We start from the raw sequence: 14363 nt of genomic DNA on the forward strand, positions 1-14363 counted from the left end.
CGCCTTCTCCTTCTCGTGATCCCGTGGCCCACTGGGTGTCATGCGAGCCAAGCGGACTCCTTCGGACGGGTGTGCGGGGACCTGTCGGTGCCGCCGGGCGCGGCCGCGTGGTCCAGGTAGCGGTGCACGTAGTGGATGCTCATCGCGCCTTCGCCGACCGCGGAGGCCACGCGTTTCACCGAGCCGCTGCGGACGTCGCCGGCGGCGAAGACGCCAGGCAGGCTGGTCTCAAGCGTCAGGCAGTCGCGGCCCTGGCTCTGCCATAGTTCGGGAAGGGAGCAGGCCTGCGCCTCAGCGCCCGTGAGTACGAAGCCGCGTGCGTCGAGGGCGAGCGCGCCGGACAGCCACTCGGTGTGAGGGTCGGCGCCGGTGAAGACGAAGAGGGCCCGCACCGCGAGGTGGCGGTGCTCGCCCGTACGGTGGTCGACCACGGTGATTGCCTCCAGCGCCTTGTCGCCGAGTGCCTCGGTCATCTCGGTGTGCAGCAGCACGCGCACCCGCGGGTGACGCTCGATCTGATCGATCAGGTAGCGGGACATGTGCGCCTCGAGGCTCGGCCCACGGACGAGCAGATACACCTGCGGTGCGTACCCGGCCAGGAAGAGCACGGCCTGCCCCGCGGAGTTGCCGCCGCCGACCACCGCCACCGGGTCAGTACGGCACTGCTGGGCCTCGTAGACGGTTGCCGAGTAGTGGACGCTCGCGCCCTCCAACGGCTCGATGCCGGGTACATGGAGGCGGCGGTAGCGAGCGCCGGTGGCCAGGACGACGGTACGGGCGGTGATCTCGCTGCCGTCGGCGAACCTGACGGCGTAGTGGCCGTACCGCCGTTCGAGCCGGGCCGCCTCCGCCGGGACGCTGATCCGGGCGTCGAACTTGCCCGCCTGGAGTACAGCGCGCTCGGTGAGTTCGGCGCCGGAGATGCCGGAGGGGAAGCCGAAGCAGTTGTCGATGCGGGAGGACGTGCCGGCCTGGCCGCCGGTGGCCATCGCCTCGACCACGGTCGTGCCGAGGCCCTCCGAGGCGGCGTTGACCGCGGCGGCGAGACCGGCCGGACCGGAGCCGACGATGAGGAGATCTCCGCGGCCGTTGCCCGACGGCAAGGGCGGCAGACCGATGAACCGGGCCAGTTCCGCGTTGCTCGGATTGCGCAGCAGGGTCGTGTCCCGCCAGATCACCAGCGGTGTCTGCTCCGGACCGACCGCGAAGCGGCGCAGCAGCGCCTCGGCCTCCTCGTCCGTCTCCAGATCGATCCAGCGGTGCGGCAGCCGGTTGCGGGCGGCGAACTCTCGCAGCCGCCGGGTGTCGGGCGAATAACGCGAACCGATGATGCGGAAACCGGCGCCCTGCCCGACGAGCAGAGCACGGCGACCCAGGCAGGCGCGCAGCACCACATCACCAAGGATGGAGTCCCGGGTCACCAGGTCACGCAGCTGATCCATGGACAGGGCGAGGATCTCGCCGGGGTTCCTGACCACGGCGGTGTAGAAGCCCACCTGTCCGTTCAGAAGGCCGAGTTCGCCGATGAAGCGGCCAGGGCCGTGCACACGCAGCAAGCGTTCACCGGGCGTTTCGTACCCCTCGACGATGGCGACCGAGCCACTGAGGACGACGTAGAACGTCTCACACCGCTCCCCCTCCCGGATCAGCACGTCACCGGCGTCAACCGCGTGCCTCCGGCCGTGCTCCGCCAGACGGGCCATCTGGTCGTCCGACAGACGGGGATAAGCGCCGTAGATGTCGGGGGTCTCGAAGGGGACGCTCTCGGCCGCCTCGTCCGGCACAGGCGCTGCGCCCGGCCGTGTCTCGTCGCCGGGCATCACACGAACGCCTCATGGACGAAGCACCACCGCCAGTCCTCGCCGGGCTCCAGCGACGACGCGATCGGATGGCCGTCGGCGGCGGAGTGACGGCGGGCGTGCCGGTTAGGGGAGGAATCGCAGCAGCCGACGTGGCCGCAGGTCAGGCAGAGCCTCAAGTGGACCCACGGGGAGCCGAGCAGCAGACACTCCTGACACCCTTCTGGGGTCAGCGGCTGGACCGGCCGGACGAGCGCGAGGTGGGGGTCTGCGTGCAGGGTCATCCGGATCACCCTTCCCGGGCCGTGATCGACTGTTCCACCCACTGGCGCAGAGCGGGGGCGGGTGCCGCCCCCGCCTGCCGGGCGACGGTCTCCCCCTTGTCAAGGACCAGCAGCGTCGGTACCGCCTGGACCTCGAATCGCTGCGACAGCCGCGGGTTCTTGTCGACGTCGACCTTGACGAGTTTGATTCGGCCAGCGAGATCGGTGGCCACCTTCTCCAGCGCGGGGCTCACCATGCGGCAGGGGCCGCACCAGGTGGCCCACAGGTCGACCACGACGGGGACGTCGGCCCGCTCGACGACCTCGGTGAAGTCGTCGTCGCCCGCGTCCACCATCCACGGCAGAGGTTGCTTGCAGTTACCACACTTGGGGCGGCCCTCCGCGGCCACGGGCACCCGGTTGGTACGCCCGCAGTTCGGACAACTGACGGTCGCCGCTTGCATCGTGCTCATGCCGCCCGCGATCCCTTCCGGTTCTCGGGCTGGTCGTAGGTGACCACCAGCTCTCCGTGTTCGGCGTCGACGCGGACCGTCGCGCCGTCCTGGACGTCGCCGCGCAGCAGGGCGCGCCCGACCAGTGTCTCGACCTCGTGGGAGATGTAGCGGCGCAGCGGTCGTGCGCCGTACACCGGGTCGTAGCCCTGGTGGGCGATCAATTCCCTTGCTGCTTCGGTGAGTTCGATGGTGATGCGGCGTTCGGCGAGCCGGCGGCGCAGCTCGTCGAACTGCAGCTCCACGATCCGCTCGATCTGCCGCTCACCGAGCGGCTTGAACAGCACGATGTCGTCGACGCGGTTGAGGAACTCCGGGCGGAAGTGCCCGCGCAGCTCGCCCATCACCAAGGCGCGGGCGTCGGGCTTGATCTCACCCTCGGCGGTGGCGCCGTCGAGGAGGTGCTCGGAGCCGATGTTGGACGTCATGATGATCACGGCGTTGCGGAAGTCGACGGTGCGGCCCTGAGCATCGGTGATGCGGCCGTCATCGAGGATCTGCAGCAGGGTGTTGAAGACGTCGGTGTGAGCCTTCTCGATCTCGTCGAACAGCACGACCGAGTACGGCTTGCGGCGTACGGCCTCGGTGAGCTGGCCGCCTTCCTCGTAGCCGACGTATCCGGGCGGTGCGCCCATGAGCCGGCTGACGGTGTGCCGCTCCTGGTACTCACTCATGTCGAGGCGGACCATGTTCTCCTCGGAGTCGAACAGAGCCCGGGCGAGGGTCTTGGCCAGCTCGGTCTTCCCGACGCCGGTGGGGCCGAGAAAGATGAACGAACCGATGGGGCGGCGAGGGTCGCGGATGCCGGAGCGGGCGCGGATGATGGCGTCGGCGACGAGCTTGACGGCCTCGTCCTGGCCGATGACGCGCTCGCGCAGGATCTCGTCGAGGCGCAGCAGTTTCTCGCGTTCGCCCTCCTGGAGGCGGGCGACGGGGACGCCGGTCCAGGCGGCGACGATCTCTGCGATCTCCTCCTCGGTGACGACCTCTCGCAGCAGCCGGTTCTGCCCTTGTTTGGTGGCCAGTTGCTCCTCCTCTGCGGCGAGTCGGCGCTCCAGGTCCCGGAGGCGGCCGTAGCGCAGTTCGGCGGCGCGGTTGAGGTCGTAGGCGCGTTCGGCCTCCTCCGCCTCGTGGCGGACATGCTCCAGTTCCTGGCGCAGGTCCTGTACGCGGCGGATCGCCTGCCGTTCGGCCTCCCACTGGGCGTGTTTGGCGTCCGCCTCGCCGCGCAGGTCGGCCAGTTCCCTGCGCAGCTCCTCCAGGCGGGTTTTGCTGGCGGGGTCGGTCTCCTTGGAGAGGGCCGCTTCCTCGATCTCCAGGCGGGTGACGCGGCGGGTGATCTCGTCGAGTTCGGCGGGCATCGAGTCGATCTCGGTACGCAGCCGGGCACACGCTTCGTCGACGAGGTCGATGGCCTTGTCGGGCAGGAATCGATCGGTGATGTAGCGGTGGCTGAGGGTGGCCGCGGAGACCAGCGCGGTGTCCTGGATCTTCACGCCGTGGAAGACCTCGAGGCGTTCGCGCAGTCCGCGCAGGATGGAGATGGTGTCCTCCACGCTCGGCTCGTCGACCACGACCTGCTGGAAGCGGCGTTCGAGAGCGGCGTCTTTCTCGATGTGCTTGCGGTACTCGTCGAGGGTGGTGGCGCCGATCATGTGGAGTTCGCCGCGGGCGAGCATCGGCTTGAGCATGTTGCCCGCGTCCATAGCCCCTTCGGCGGCGCCCGCTCCTACGACGGTGTGGAGTTCGTCGACGAAGAGCAGGATGCGCCCCTGGGCGGCCTTCACCTCGGACAGCACGGCCTTGAGTCGTTCCTCGAACTCGCCGCGGTACTTGGCGCCGGCGACCAGGGAGCCCATGTCGAGGGCGAACACCGTCTTGTCGCGCAGGCCCTCGGGGACGTCGCCGCGGACGATGCGCTGGGCCAGGCCCTCGACGATGGCGGTCTTGCCGACGCCGGGGTCGCCGATGAGGACGGGGTTGTTCTTGGTCTTGCGGCTGAGGATCTGGGTGACGCGGCGGATCTCCGCGTCACGGCCGATGACCGGGTCCAGCCGCCCGGACCGAGCCTCGAGGACCAGGTCGCGGCCGTACTTTTCCAGCGCCTCGTAGGCCACTTCGGGGTTGGCGGAGGTGACGCGCTGGTTGCCGCGTACCTGGGTGAGCGCGCTCAGGAACGAGTCCCTGGTGATGCCGGCCTGGTTGAGCAGTCGCCCGGCGGCGGTTGAAGAGCCCTCCTCGGACAGGGCGAGCAGGAGGTGCTCCACGGACACGTACTCGTCCTTGAGGCGTTTGGCCTCCCGCTCGGCGGCATCGAGCAGGCGGGACAGGCGCTGAGTGACGAAGACCTGGCCGGGTGCCGCGCCGGGACCGGTGACCTTCGGGCGGCGGGAGAGTTCCTCGCGCACGGCCGCGCGCAGCTCCCTCGGCTCGGTGCCGGCCTGTTGCAGCAGCCGTGGGATCAGACCGTCCTCCTGATCGAGAAGCGCGAGCAGCAGGTGTTCCCCGTCGACCTCGGTCTGCCCCATGCCGACGGCCGCGCTCTGGGCCTCCTGGAGGGCTTCCTGGGACTTCTGGGTGAGACGGTTCATGTCCATGGGGGTGTTTCACTCCTCGTGCCGCGGCCGCGCAGGGCGGCTTCGAGCAGGCTGATGCGGTCGAGCAGGTCGAGCACCAGGCCGATGGATGCGTAGTTGAGGCAGAGCCCGGTGCGCAGCCGCTGGATACGGGCGAGAACCGCCGGGGCCGTGGGGTCGAACACCAGTCGCCCCGCGGAGTCGCGTTCGGCGTCGACCAGGCCGAGGGCGACGAACCGGCGGATCAGATCGGGGTGGAGGCCCGAGCGACGGGCCACGGCGGCCAGGGAGAGCCTGGGGACGGGCACGAGCGCGTACCGGACAGCCGTCGAGGCGGTTATGTCGGCGCCCGTTCGTACCGGACGGGCGCCCACGCCGCGGCCGATGCCTCCCGCTCCCGCGGGTCGGTCGTTCATCGCGTCCTCCTGGGGTCGAACGAGGAAGTGGCGGCGAGCTCCTCGAATAGTTCGCGCTCCCGGTCGCCGAGGGCGGGAGGCACCATGACACGGAGTTCGGCGTACAGGTCGCCGTTCGCGCCCCGCGGGTTCGGCATGCCCTCGCCGCGCAGCCGCAGCCGCCGGCCGCTGGACGAGCCCGCGGGCACCGTGACCTTGGCCGTGCCGCCGCCGGGCGTGGGCACCGGCACGGTCGCACCCAGGGCCGCCTCCCACGGGGCAACCGGGACCTGTACGTGCACGTCACGGCCGTCCAGCCGGAACCGGGGGTGGGGCTGGATACGCACCCGCAGGTACAGGTCGCCCGCGGCTGCGTCACCACTGCCCAGGCCACCCTCACCCGCCAGCCGGATGCGCTGCCCGTCGGTGACGCCCGGCGGCACGTCGACCTCGTATCGCCGCGGCTGCCCGGTGGGACCGGCGAGTGTGACGGTGCGACGGCCGCCTCGGTACGCCTCCTCGACGGTGAGCGGCAGCCCGGCCTCCTGGTCCGCTCCGGGGACGCCGCCTCGGGCGGCGCCGGCTCCGAACATGGAGCCAAGCAGGTCCTCGATGTCGATGCCCTCCGCTCCGAAGTCGTCTCCGAAGCCGGTGGCGTACCGGACACGGGGGCCGCCCGCGCCCGCGGTCCTCCGAGCGCGGAAGCCGCCCGCTCCGGCCGCGACCCGTTCGTCGAAGTCCTCGGGGATCTTGCGGAAGTCCTCGCCGAAGCGGTCGTAACGGGCCCGGGTCTTCGGGTCCGACAGGACGCTGTGTGCGTCGTTGAGGTCCTTGAAGCGTTCCTCCGCCCCCGGGTCCTTGTTGACGTCGGGGTGGTACTTGCGGGCGAGCTTGCGATATGCCTGCTGGATCTCGTCCTGGCTCGCGGTCCGCGACACGCCCAGCACCTCGTAGAAGTCCCGTGCCATGACCGGTCACTCCCGCTTCGCGACCGTCACGGCGGCGGGCCTGAGCTGCCGTTCGCCGTCCCCGTAGCCGGGGCGCAGCACCTCGACGACGGTTCCCGGTGGGGTGTCGGGGTCCTGGACGACACCGACCACCTCGTGCCGGGCCGGGTCGAAGGCGACGCCGGTCTCCGCGTGCCGCGGGTAGCCGAGCAGGCCGAGGACGTTCACCGCCTGGTCGCGGACCGCCCGGACGCCCTCCACGATGGCACCCGGATCAGCGCCGGCATGGGTCAGGGCGAGCTCGAGGTTGTCCAGGACGGGCAGGAAGGCGGCCGCCGTGCGGGAACGCTCGACCGTCCGCTCCCGCTCCAGTTCCCTGGCGTGGCGCTTGCGAAGGTTGTCGAGGTCGGCGAGCGCGCGCCGCCAGCGGTCCTCCAGCTCCTGGATCGCGGTCGTGTACTCGTCCTCGGCAGGTGCGGGGCGGGCGGCGTCGGGTCCCGGTTCGTCGTTCGCCGCTTCCGGCCGGGGCGGCGGGCCCGGTTGCGGCAAATCCCCACGAGGAGGGCGTACGGCGCCTTCCGGGACCGGTTCGACCGGCTCCGACGCGGCCCGGTCGGGTTCCTGGGGGCGGCTGGGCATGGCGCGCCTCAGTCCTTGTCGAACTCGGCATCGATGACGTCGTCGTCGCCGCCGCTCGGGCCACCGGTCGCGCCGCCCCCGGTGGTGTCCTGGCCGGGACCGCCTGTGGTAGCGGCGCCCTGATGGGCCGCCAGCCCGGCGAGCACCTGCTGGAGTTCGGAGGTCAGGGGCCGCACGCGCTCCACACCTGCCTCTTCCTTGACCGCCGCCCGGGCGTCGGACACGAGCATCTCGGCGCGCGCCTTCTCGTGTGCGGGCGCTGCGTCGCCCAGTTCGGCGAGGCGCTTCTCGACCTGGTAGGCGACGGCGTCGAGTCCGTTGCGGGCGTCGACGGCCTCGCGGAGTGCCTGGTCCTGGCCCCGGTTGCGCTCGGCCTCCTGGACCATGCGTTCGACCTCACTGCGGTCCAGGTTGGAGCTCTCGCTGATGGTGATGCCCTGTTCCTTGCCGGTGTCCTTGTCGCGGGCCCTGACGTTGAGGATGCCGTTGGCGTCGATGTCGAAGATGACCTCGATCTGTGGTTCGCCCCGCGGCGCCGGCCGGATGTCGGTGAGCTGGAACCGGCCGAGCACCCGGTTGTCGGCGGCCCGCTCACGCTCGCCCTGGAGGACGACGATGTCGACGGCGGGCTGGTTGTCCTCGGCGGTGGAGAAGGTCTCGGCGCGGCGCACGGGGATGGTGGTGTTCCGTTCGATGATCTTCGTCATCACGCCACCGCGCGTCTCGACGCCCAGCGAAAGGGGCGTGACATCGAGCAGCAGGACGTCCTTGACCTCACCTTTGAGCACCCCGGCCTGGATCGCTGCGCCCAGGGCCACGACCTCGTCGGGGTTGACGCTCATGTTGGGTTCCTTGCCGCCGGTCAGCCGGCGGACCAGAGTCTGGACGGCGGGGATGCGGGTGGAACCGCCGACGAGGATGACCTCGTCGATGTCGCTCTCGCCGACCTTGGCGTCGGCCATGGCCTGCTGGACCGGTCCCAGGCAACGCTCCACCAGGTCGCTGGTGATCTGCTCGAACGTGGACCGCATGATCGAGTCGGTGAGGTGCTTGGGGCCCGAGGCGTCGGCGGTGATGAACGGCAGGCTCACCTGCGTCTGCGTCACCGAACTGAGTTCGGTCTTGGCCTTCTCCGCCGCCTCGAACAGTCGTTGCAGCGCCTGCGGGTCCTTGCGCAGGTCGATGCCGTTCTCCTTCTGGAAGTCGTCCGCGAGGTAGTCCACCAGACGCCGGTCGAAGTCGTCGCCGCCCAGGTGGCTGTCGCCGGCGGTGGAGCGCACCTCCACCACGCCGTCGCCGACGTCGAGGATGCTCACGTCGAATGTGCCGCCGCCCAGGTCGAAGACGAGGACGGTCTCGTGCTGCTTCTTGTCCATGCCGTACGCGAGGGCGGCCGCCGTCGGCTCGTTGATGATCCGCAGCACTTCCAGTCCGGCGATCCGTCCGGCGTCCTTGGTGGCGGTGCGCTGAGCGTCGTTGAAGTAGGCGGGCACCGTGATGACCGCCTCCGTGACCCGCTCTCCCAGCTGCTTGGAAGCGTCGTCGGCGAGTTTGCGCAGCACCTGGGCGCTGATCTCCTCAGGCGCGTACAGCTTGTCGCGCACCTTGAAGCGGGCCGCCCCGCCGTCGCCCTCGACGATGTCATACGCCACCGCCCTGGCCTCGTCGGAGATCTCGTCGAAGTGCCGGCCGATGAACCGCTTGGCCGAGTAGATGGTGCCCTTCGGGTTGAGGATCGCCTGGCGCCGGGCCAGCTGGCCCACCAGGCGTTCCCCGGTGTCGGTGAAGGCCACCACGGACGGTGTCGTGCGGTTGCCCTCGCTATTGGGCACGACGGACGGCTCGCCGCCCTCCCACACGGCGATCACCGAGTTGGTGGTGCCCAGGTCGATGCCCACTGCCTTCGCCATGAGGAACTCCTCCCGGTCCGGCGCCTGCGCCGACTCTCCGGATCACGTTTTTCAGGTACGAGTGGGACCTCCGCCGGTGGTCTGCAGCGCGCCGCTCAGCCGTACAGCCTCGTCGGCGACCGCCTCGTCCACGACGACCTCGTACCGGCTCGGCTGCATCGAGCGGAGCGAGGCGAACCCGGCGACCGCCCTGCAGGGCGTGCAGCATCATGCCGAACAGCGCGCCGACGATCGCTCCGAAGGTCAGCCCGTACAGGGCGAGGAGCAGGGCGGAGACGACGGGGCGAGCCAGTTCACAAGGCCGAACAGCCAGCCGATCAGGACACCGGGGAGCGCTCCGCTCGCCGCTCTGTGAAGGGCGGCCCTGCCGTAGTCCATCCCGGCCGATCACCTGCTCGACCACGCGCAGGTCCTGGCCGGTGATCGCCACGCTCTCCACGGGAAACCCGTGGTCAGAGAGGTGGTCAACGGCGCGTTCGGCTTCCCGGTACGTCTTGTTCGGGGCAACCGGCCTGCGATGCTGCTCGGTCATCGCCCATCCCTTCCTCCCAAGGTGCGCGCGGAGGGTCTCAAACACCCCAGGGTGGCGGGCCGAGTGGCGCCACGCCTGCCCCTGGCGAGTCAGAAATGCACGGGTCCGGTCGCCCCACGAGTACGAAAGAAGGAATCCGAACATCTCGGATGAGCCGGCCTGCGAGCGGGTACCCGAGGCACCGCTCGCCTCCCTGAAGGCTCAGGGAGAACGGAGTGATCCCATGGCCAGCAGTCGGGCGCACAACCTGTACCGCCTGTACGGCCGCTACTCCAACCGGCAGGGCAGCAGCCTTCCGCGGGGCAGCGCCGGGCGGCACTCCCCGGCTGTGCGGAGACAGCCCCGCCCACCCGCTCCATCCCCGGCCGACCATGCTCTCCACGAACTGATTGCGTTCTCCCGCACCCTGTTCGACACCCCGGATGAAGGCGAGATCCTGCGCCTGGCCATGGAGTACATAGCCACCGCAGGGCCATACAGCGCCGAGGCCGGATACCTCAAGGTGGACGGCGACCTGGTCCCCAGCCCGAGCGGGCAGATCCATGCCTCGGCCGTGGACCGGAGGGTGCGGGAGCTGGCCGGGCAGGACGGCCCTGTGACCGTACCCGGCAGCCCCTGGGGCCGGGCCCTGGGACTGCGCGGGCTCGAGAGACTCCACGGCTACCTCGTGGTGACGTCCCGCTCCCGGCCCACCGAGGCCGAGCGATCCCTGCTCGCCGCGCTCGTCCGGCACACCGCTGCTGCACTGTCAGTCGCCTTTTCACACCGCCGCCGACGCGAGGACGCACTGGAGCTGCACCGGCTCAGGGAGGAACGCACAGCCCTCCAGGGGCAGTTGATCTCCGTCGCGGCTGAGCTGGGGTACCAGCGGGCCGTTCACGCGCTCATGGCCGACGTCGCTGCCTCGGGCGGCGGCGAGGAAGCCATCACCCGCGCACTGCACGGGCTCACCGGACTCCCCGCGCTGGTCGAGGACCGCTTCGGTCGGCTGAGGTCCTGGACCGGCCCCAGCCGCCCCACCCCCTATCCGGAACCGGACCCCGTGCGCCAGAACGAAATGCTGCACGCCGTCGCCCGGGAGGTCGGGCCGGTGCGGATAAGGGACCGGCTGATCACCCTGGTCCGCCCGCACGGCGAGATCCTGGGTCTGCTGGCCCTGGTCGATGCCCGGAACGAAGCCGACGAGCACACCGTGCTCGCGCTGGAACACGCCGCCACGTCACTCGCCCTGGAGTTGGCGCACCTGCGCAATCTGGCCGAAGTGGAGCTGAGGCTGCACCGCGAGCTGGTCGATGACCTCCTGGCAGGGGCGGACGAGGCAAGCGCCTATGCCCGGTCCGAGGCAGTTGGACACGACCTGCACCGCAGTCACTACGTCGTCGTGGTGCAGCGGTCGGACCGGACTGCGGACGAGGCCTTCGCGCAGACCGTGGGCCGGGCGGCCTCTGCCGTGGGCATGCGCTCGCTGCTAACCCGACGTTCCGACCACGTGGTCCTGGTCGCCGACGACAGGCCGCACGCCCGCGCGCTCTACGAGGCGCTCGCCCGGGAGACCGGGACACGGTCCGCGACGATCGGGGTGAGCGCCCGTTGCGACTCCCTGTACGACATCCCCCACCGCTACCAGGAGGCGCAGCGCGCCCTGGAAGTGCGACGTCACTCCCGCGAGGGCTACGGCACGACGTTCTTCGACGAGCTTGGCCTCTACCGCATCCTGGGACCTGGTAACGATTACCGGGAACTGGAGACGTTCGTCCACGAGTGGCTCGGGCAGCTCATCGACTACGACTCCCAGCACCACGCGGCCATGGTGGAGACCCTGTCCCGGTACTTCGACTGCGGCGGCAACTACGACGAGACCGCCGAATCCCTCGCGATCCACCGCAGCACGCTGCGCTATCGGCTCCAGCGCATCCGCGACATCAGCGGCAACGACCTCGCGAACGTCGAGGACCGGCTGAACCTCCAGGTGGCGACCCGAGTGTGGAAGATCGTGATGGGCGGACCCGGCTGATACCCCGCTAGAGCCATTGTGTGAGCGATACCGGGCGGCAGTTGGCCGGGCTGCGCTGTGACAGCGCTGCAGTAGGTGGGGGTGGGTAGCACTAGGACGACCATGTCGTCCCCTCGCGCGGCGCGAAGGGATGCAGGACGTCGACGCCCCGCGTGTCGTTCAGGTCGTTGATCATCCGGTCCTGGCGCCGGCGGACTTCCCGGTTCTCCTGGCGCAACCCGGTGACGCCCGCCTGGAGCTGTTCCATGATCTTCATACGGCTCTGTGCGAGGCGCCGTGCAGGATCGTCGACATCGACATGACCAGCCGTGAGTCGGCGCAGGTGATTTCCACCCCACGGTGACCCTCTGGTTACTCCGAGCGTGCGACCCCCCATTTCTCCCCGCAAAGGCTTCATGTGGCGCGATGGCTTCCAGCCCTTCCCTGGCCACCGCTCCTAAGTCCATCGAACGCGCTTCGTACGTCATTCGTACGGTAAATGCACGCGGAACGTACGGTCTGTGGGGTAGAGTGTGGGTCAGGAGGTGTCCATGTCCGAGTTGTTCGACGCGGTCGACGCGCTGGTCGCGTCCCGCTCTCCGCTGCCGCCGGCGGAGGAGCGCAAGCGGCTGCGCACCGCGCACGGGCTGACGCTGGACGAAGTCGCCGCGGCGCTGAAGGTGCGGCGGGCCACGGTGTCCGGCTGGGAGTCGACGAAGAAGTCGACCGAGCCGCGTGGCCCGGAGCGTGAGGCGTACGCGAGGCTGCTCAAGCAGCTCGCGGAGCTCTACCCCGCGCCGGAGGAGCCGGCCGCCCCGGTGCCCGACACGTTCACCGGCGCGTCCGACCCGATGGAAGCCGGGACTCTGCCCAAAGACCGGGCCTCCGAGGCTGCGGCCATGACTGCAACCGAGAACCCCCAGACCTCTGCCCCTGCTCCCGTCGCCGCTGCTCCCGCGGCCGTGACCCGCCCGGCGCGCACCACCAGGCCGACGTCGACGTCGCGCCGGCCGGGTGCGAAGAAGGCGGCCCCGGCCGGCACTCCGGCGGGCGGTATCGACCCGCGGTTCGAGAACGGACCGCTCGCGGTCGTCGACGTCGACGACGACGGCCAGGTCCTCGCTTACTGCACCGGTGGCCTGGTCCTGGACGTGCCCGCCAAGTCCATCCCGGCCCTGGTGGACTGGACGCTGCGCGAGGCGAAGCTCGGGCAACCGAAGCTGTCGGGGCCGGGCAAGGACGCCGATCCGCTGCTGGTGCTCACCGAGGCCGCCCTGGAGCGCTACGGCCTGCCCATCACTCTCACCGACGAGGAGCGGCTCGCCGGGCGCCTGCCGGAGGGCCACAAGGTCATCAAGCAGCTGGCGCGTGCGGAGTGGAAGCTGACGAAGCGCGGGTTCGGGCCGTGGGCGCGGATCTACCGCCCCGCCACCGGCTCGGAGCGGGCCTGCGTGCAGCTGTGCATCCCCTCCTGGAACGCGCTGGACACCCGGCACTGGGGGGAGGCCAGGCAGCTCCCGCCGGCCGAACTCGCCCGCGTGCTGGGCGTGTACGCGTCCCGGGTGATGACACCGCGCGGCTCCACGGCCGTGACGGGCCTGGAACTGATGACCGCGCTGCACCCGCCGACGCGCGCCTCCGAGCCGGACGCCGACGGCAAGCGGCACTCCGAGCACAACCCCGGCTCCCTCGGGAGGGACCCGGTGGACTGCGCGCCGTGCGAGGCCCCCGACGGACACCCGCTCCTGAAGGACCTGCCGCGCTTCCACGTCCGCGGCCCCGGCGAGAAGCTGTTCGAGGAGGCGTACGACTGGGCGCGGCCGATGACGGACGCCGAGTGCACGCTTCGGCACCTCGTCGGCATCGACGTCAACATGGCCTTCGCCGCAGGTGCCAACGGCCTGGTCGTCGGCCTCGGCGCACCGACACACGTCAAGAACCCCGTGTTCGACCCGAAGCTGCCGGGCTCGTGGCTGGTGGACCTGAGCCATGTCGACCTGTCGCGGGTGAAGGTCGGCAAGGAGTGGGTGGAGCTGGACGGCAGCCTGCTGCCCTCCCCGTTCACGCCGAAGGGCGAGCACCCGGAGGGGCCGGCCTGGTACGCGACGCCCACCGTCGCCTACGCCCAGGAGCTGGGCTACGAGGTACGCCCGCTGGAGGCGTGGGTGCGCTACGACAACGGCCGCTACCTGGACGGCTGGTATCAGCGGCTGCGCGACGCCTACCTGGCCACGATGGCCGACCTCGGCGTACACGCGGACATGGAGCCGGCCGACTTCCTCGCGGCGATGGACGGCTGCAAGGAGCGTGACCCGGAGCTGGCGATTGTCGTCTCGGCGATCAAGGCGACGGTGAAGGGTGGCCTGGGCAAGCTCCGTGAGCGCCCGCGCGGTGAGGGCTGGCGGCCGGGCGAGCCGTGGCGGGCTCTGTCCCGGCCGACGTGGCGGCCGGACATCCGGGCGGCGGTCATCTCCCGTACCCGGATCAACCTGCACCGCAAGATCGTCAAGCACGCGGCGTTCACCGGGCAGTACCCGGTGGCGATCCTGTCCGACTGTGTCGTGTACGCGGCCAACGGCGAGAGCCCGCTGGACTTCCTGCCCTACCGGGACGGCAAGCCGCTACCGGGCGGTTTCAAGCTCGGCATCAACCCCGGCCTGGTCAAACACGAGGGCACCCAGAGTGTCCTGTGGGGCGAGGAGGTCCGGGAGCGGTTCAACGCGCCGGAGCTCAACCTCGCCCGGTACATCAAGGACGGCACCGTCGCCGACGTCGACAACGGAGAGTAGGAGTAGGT

11 protein-coding genes and 1 pseudogene are annotated in these 14363 nt (G+C 70.3%); 2 read left to right on the forward strand and 10 right to left on the reverse strand.

Translation table 11 applies throughout. The annotated features are described in order from the left end of the window. Nucleotides 1-38: 38 nt before the first annotated feature. The 9 genes and pseudogenes from AB0J12_RS07165 to AB0J12_RS07205 form a co-directional block, all read right to left on the reverse strand. Nucleotides 39-1820, reverse strand: coding sequence for an FAD-dependent oxidoreductase (locus AB0J12_RS07165; protein WP_363263172.1), 1782 nt, complete (start codon nucleotides 1818-1820; stop codon nucleotides 39-41). Further along, nucleotides 1820-2083, reverse strand: a complete 264-nt coding sequence (locus AB0J12_RS07170; protein WP_363263173.1) for a UBP-type zinc finger domain-containing protein — start codon at nucleotides 2081-2083, stop codon at nucleotides 1820-1822. The genes AB0J12_RS07165 and AB0J12_RS07170 overlap by 1 nt, the downstream gene beginning before the upstream one ends. A gap of 5 nt (nucleotides 2084-2088) precedes the next feature. Continuing rightward, nucleotides 2089-2535: a thioredoxin gene (trxA, locus tag AB0J12_RS07175; RefSeq protein WP_363263174.1), complete on the reverse strand. Its 447-nt coding sequence runs from the start codon at nucleotides 2533-2535 to the stop codon at nucleotides 2089-2091. Then, nucleotides 2532-5171, reverse strand: coding sequence for an ATP-dependent chaperone ClpB (gene clpB / locus AB0J12_RS07180; RefSeq protein WP_363263175.1), 2640 nt, complete (start codon nucleotides 5169-5171; stop codon nucleotides 2532-2534). Before clpB ends, trxA begins: the two co-directional genes overlap by 4 nt. Beyond that, entirely contained in the window at nucleotides 5162-5566 is a 405-nt protein-coding gene (locus AB0J12_RS07185; protein WP_363263176.1) for a chaperone modulator CbpM, read from the reverse strand. The genes clpB and AB0J12_RS07185 overlap by 10 nt, the downstream gene beginning before the upstream one ends. Continuing rightward, on the reverse strand, nucleotides 5563-6513 hold the full coding sequence (locus tag AB0J12_RS07190) for a J domain-containing protein (protein ID WP_363263177.1): 951 nt from the start codon (nucleotides 6511-6513) through the stop codon (nucleotides 5563-5565). The genes AB0J12_RS07185 and AB0J12_RS07190 overlap by 4 nt, the downstream gene beginning before the upstream one ends. 6 nt (nucleotides 6514-6519) lie before the next feature. Next, the gene (locus AB0J12_RS07195; RefSeq protein WP_363263178.1) at nucleotides 6520-7131 is read right to left on the reverse strand and encodes a nucleotide exchange factor GrpE; all 612 of its coding nucleotides are present in this window, start codon (nucleotides 7129-7131) and stop codon (nucleotides 6520-6522) included. 8 nt (nucleotides 7132-7139) lie between these two features. Further along, nucleotides 7140-9041, reverse strand: a complete 1902-nt coding sequence (gene dnaK, locus AB0J12_RS07200) for a molecular chaperone DnaK (RefSeq protein WP_363263179.1) — start codon at nucleotides 9039-9041, stop codon at nucleotides 7140-7142. Nucleotides 9042-9474: 433 nt separating this feature from the next. Continuing rightward, nucleotides 9475-9717, reverse strand: a pseudogene (locus AB0J12_RS07205) (hypothetical protein); the annotation flags it as partial. Nucleotides 9718-9796: 79 nt separating this feature from the next. Between AB0J12_RS07205 and AB0J12_RS07210 the strand changes: the two are divergent. Further along, complete coding sequence (locus AB0J12_RS07210; RefSeq protein WP_363263180.1) at nucleotides 9797-11587, forward strand: helix-turn-helix domain-containing protein; 1791 nt, start codon at nucleotides 9797-9799, stop codon at nucleotides 11585-11587. A gap of 91 nt (nucleotides 11588-11678) precedes the next feature. Here the strand turns inward: AB0J12_RS07210 and AB0J12_RS07215 are convergent, their stop codons facing one another. After that, on the reverse strand, nucleotides 11679-11843 hold the full coding sequence (locus AB0J12_RS07215) for a hypothetical protein (protein ID WP_363263181.1): 165 nt from the start codon (nucleotides 11841-11843) through the stop codon (nucleotides 11679-11681). 274 nt (nucleotides 11844-12117) lie between these two features. Here AB0J12_RS07215 and AB0J12_RS07220 point away from each other — a divergent pair, with 274 nt between their 5' ends. Beyond that, nucleotides 12118-14355, forward strand: a complete 2238-nt coding sequence (locus AB0J12_RS07220; protein WP_363263182.1) for a helix-turn-helix transcriptional regulator — start codon at nucleotides 12118-12120, stop codon at nucleotides 14353-14355. Nucleotides 14356-14363: the final 8 nt, after the last annotated feature.

Source organism: Streptomyces sp. NPDC049915 (assembly GCF_040656475.1).
Lineage (GTDB): Bacteria > Actinomycetota > Actinomycetes > Streptomycetales > Streptomycetaceae > Streptomyces.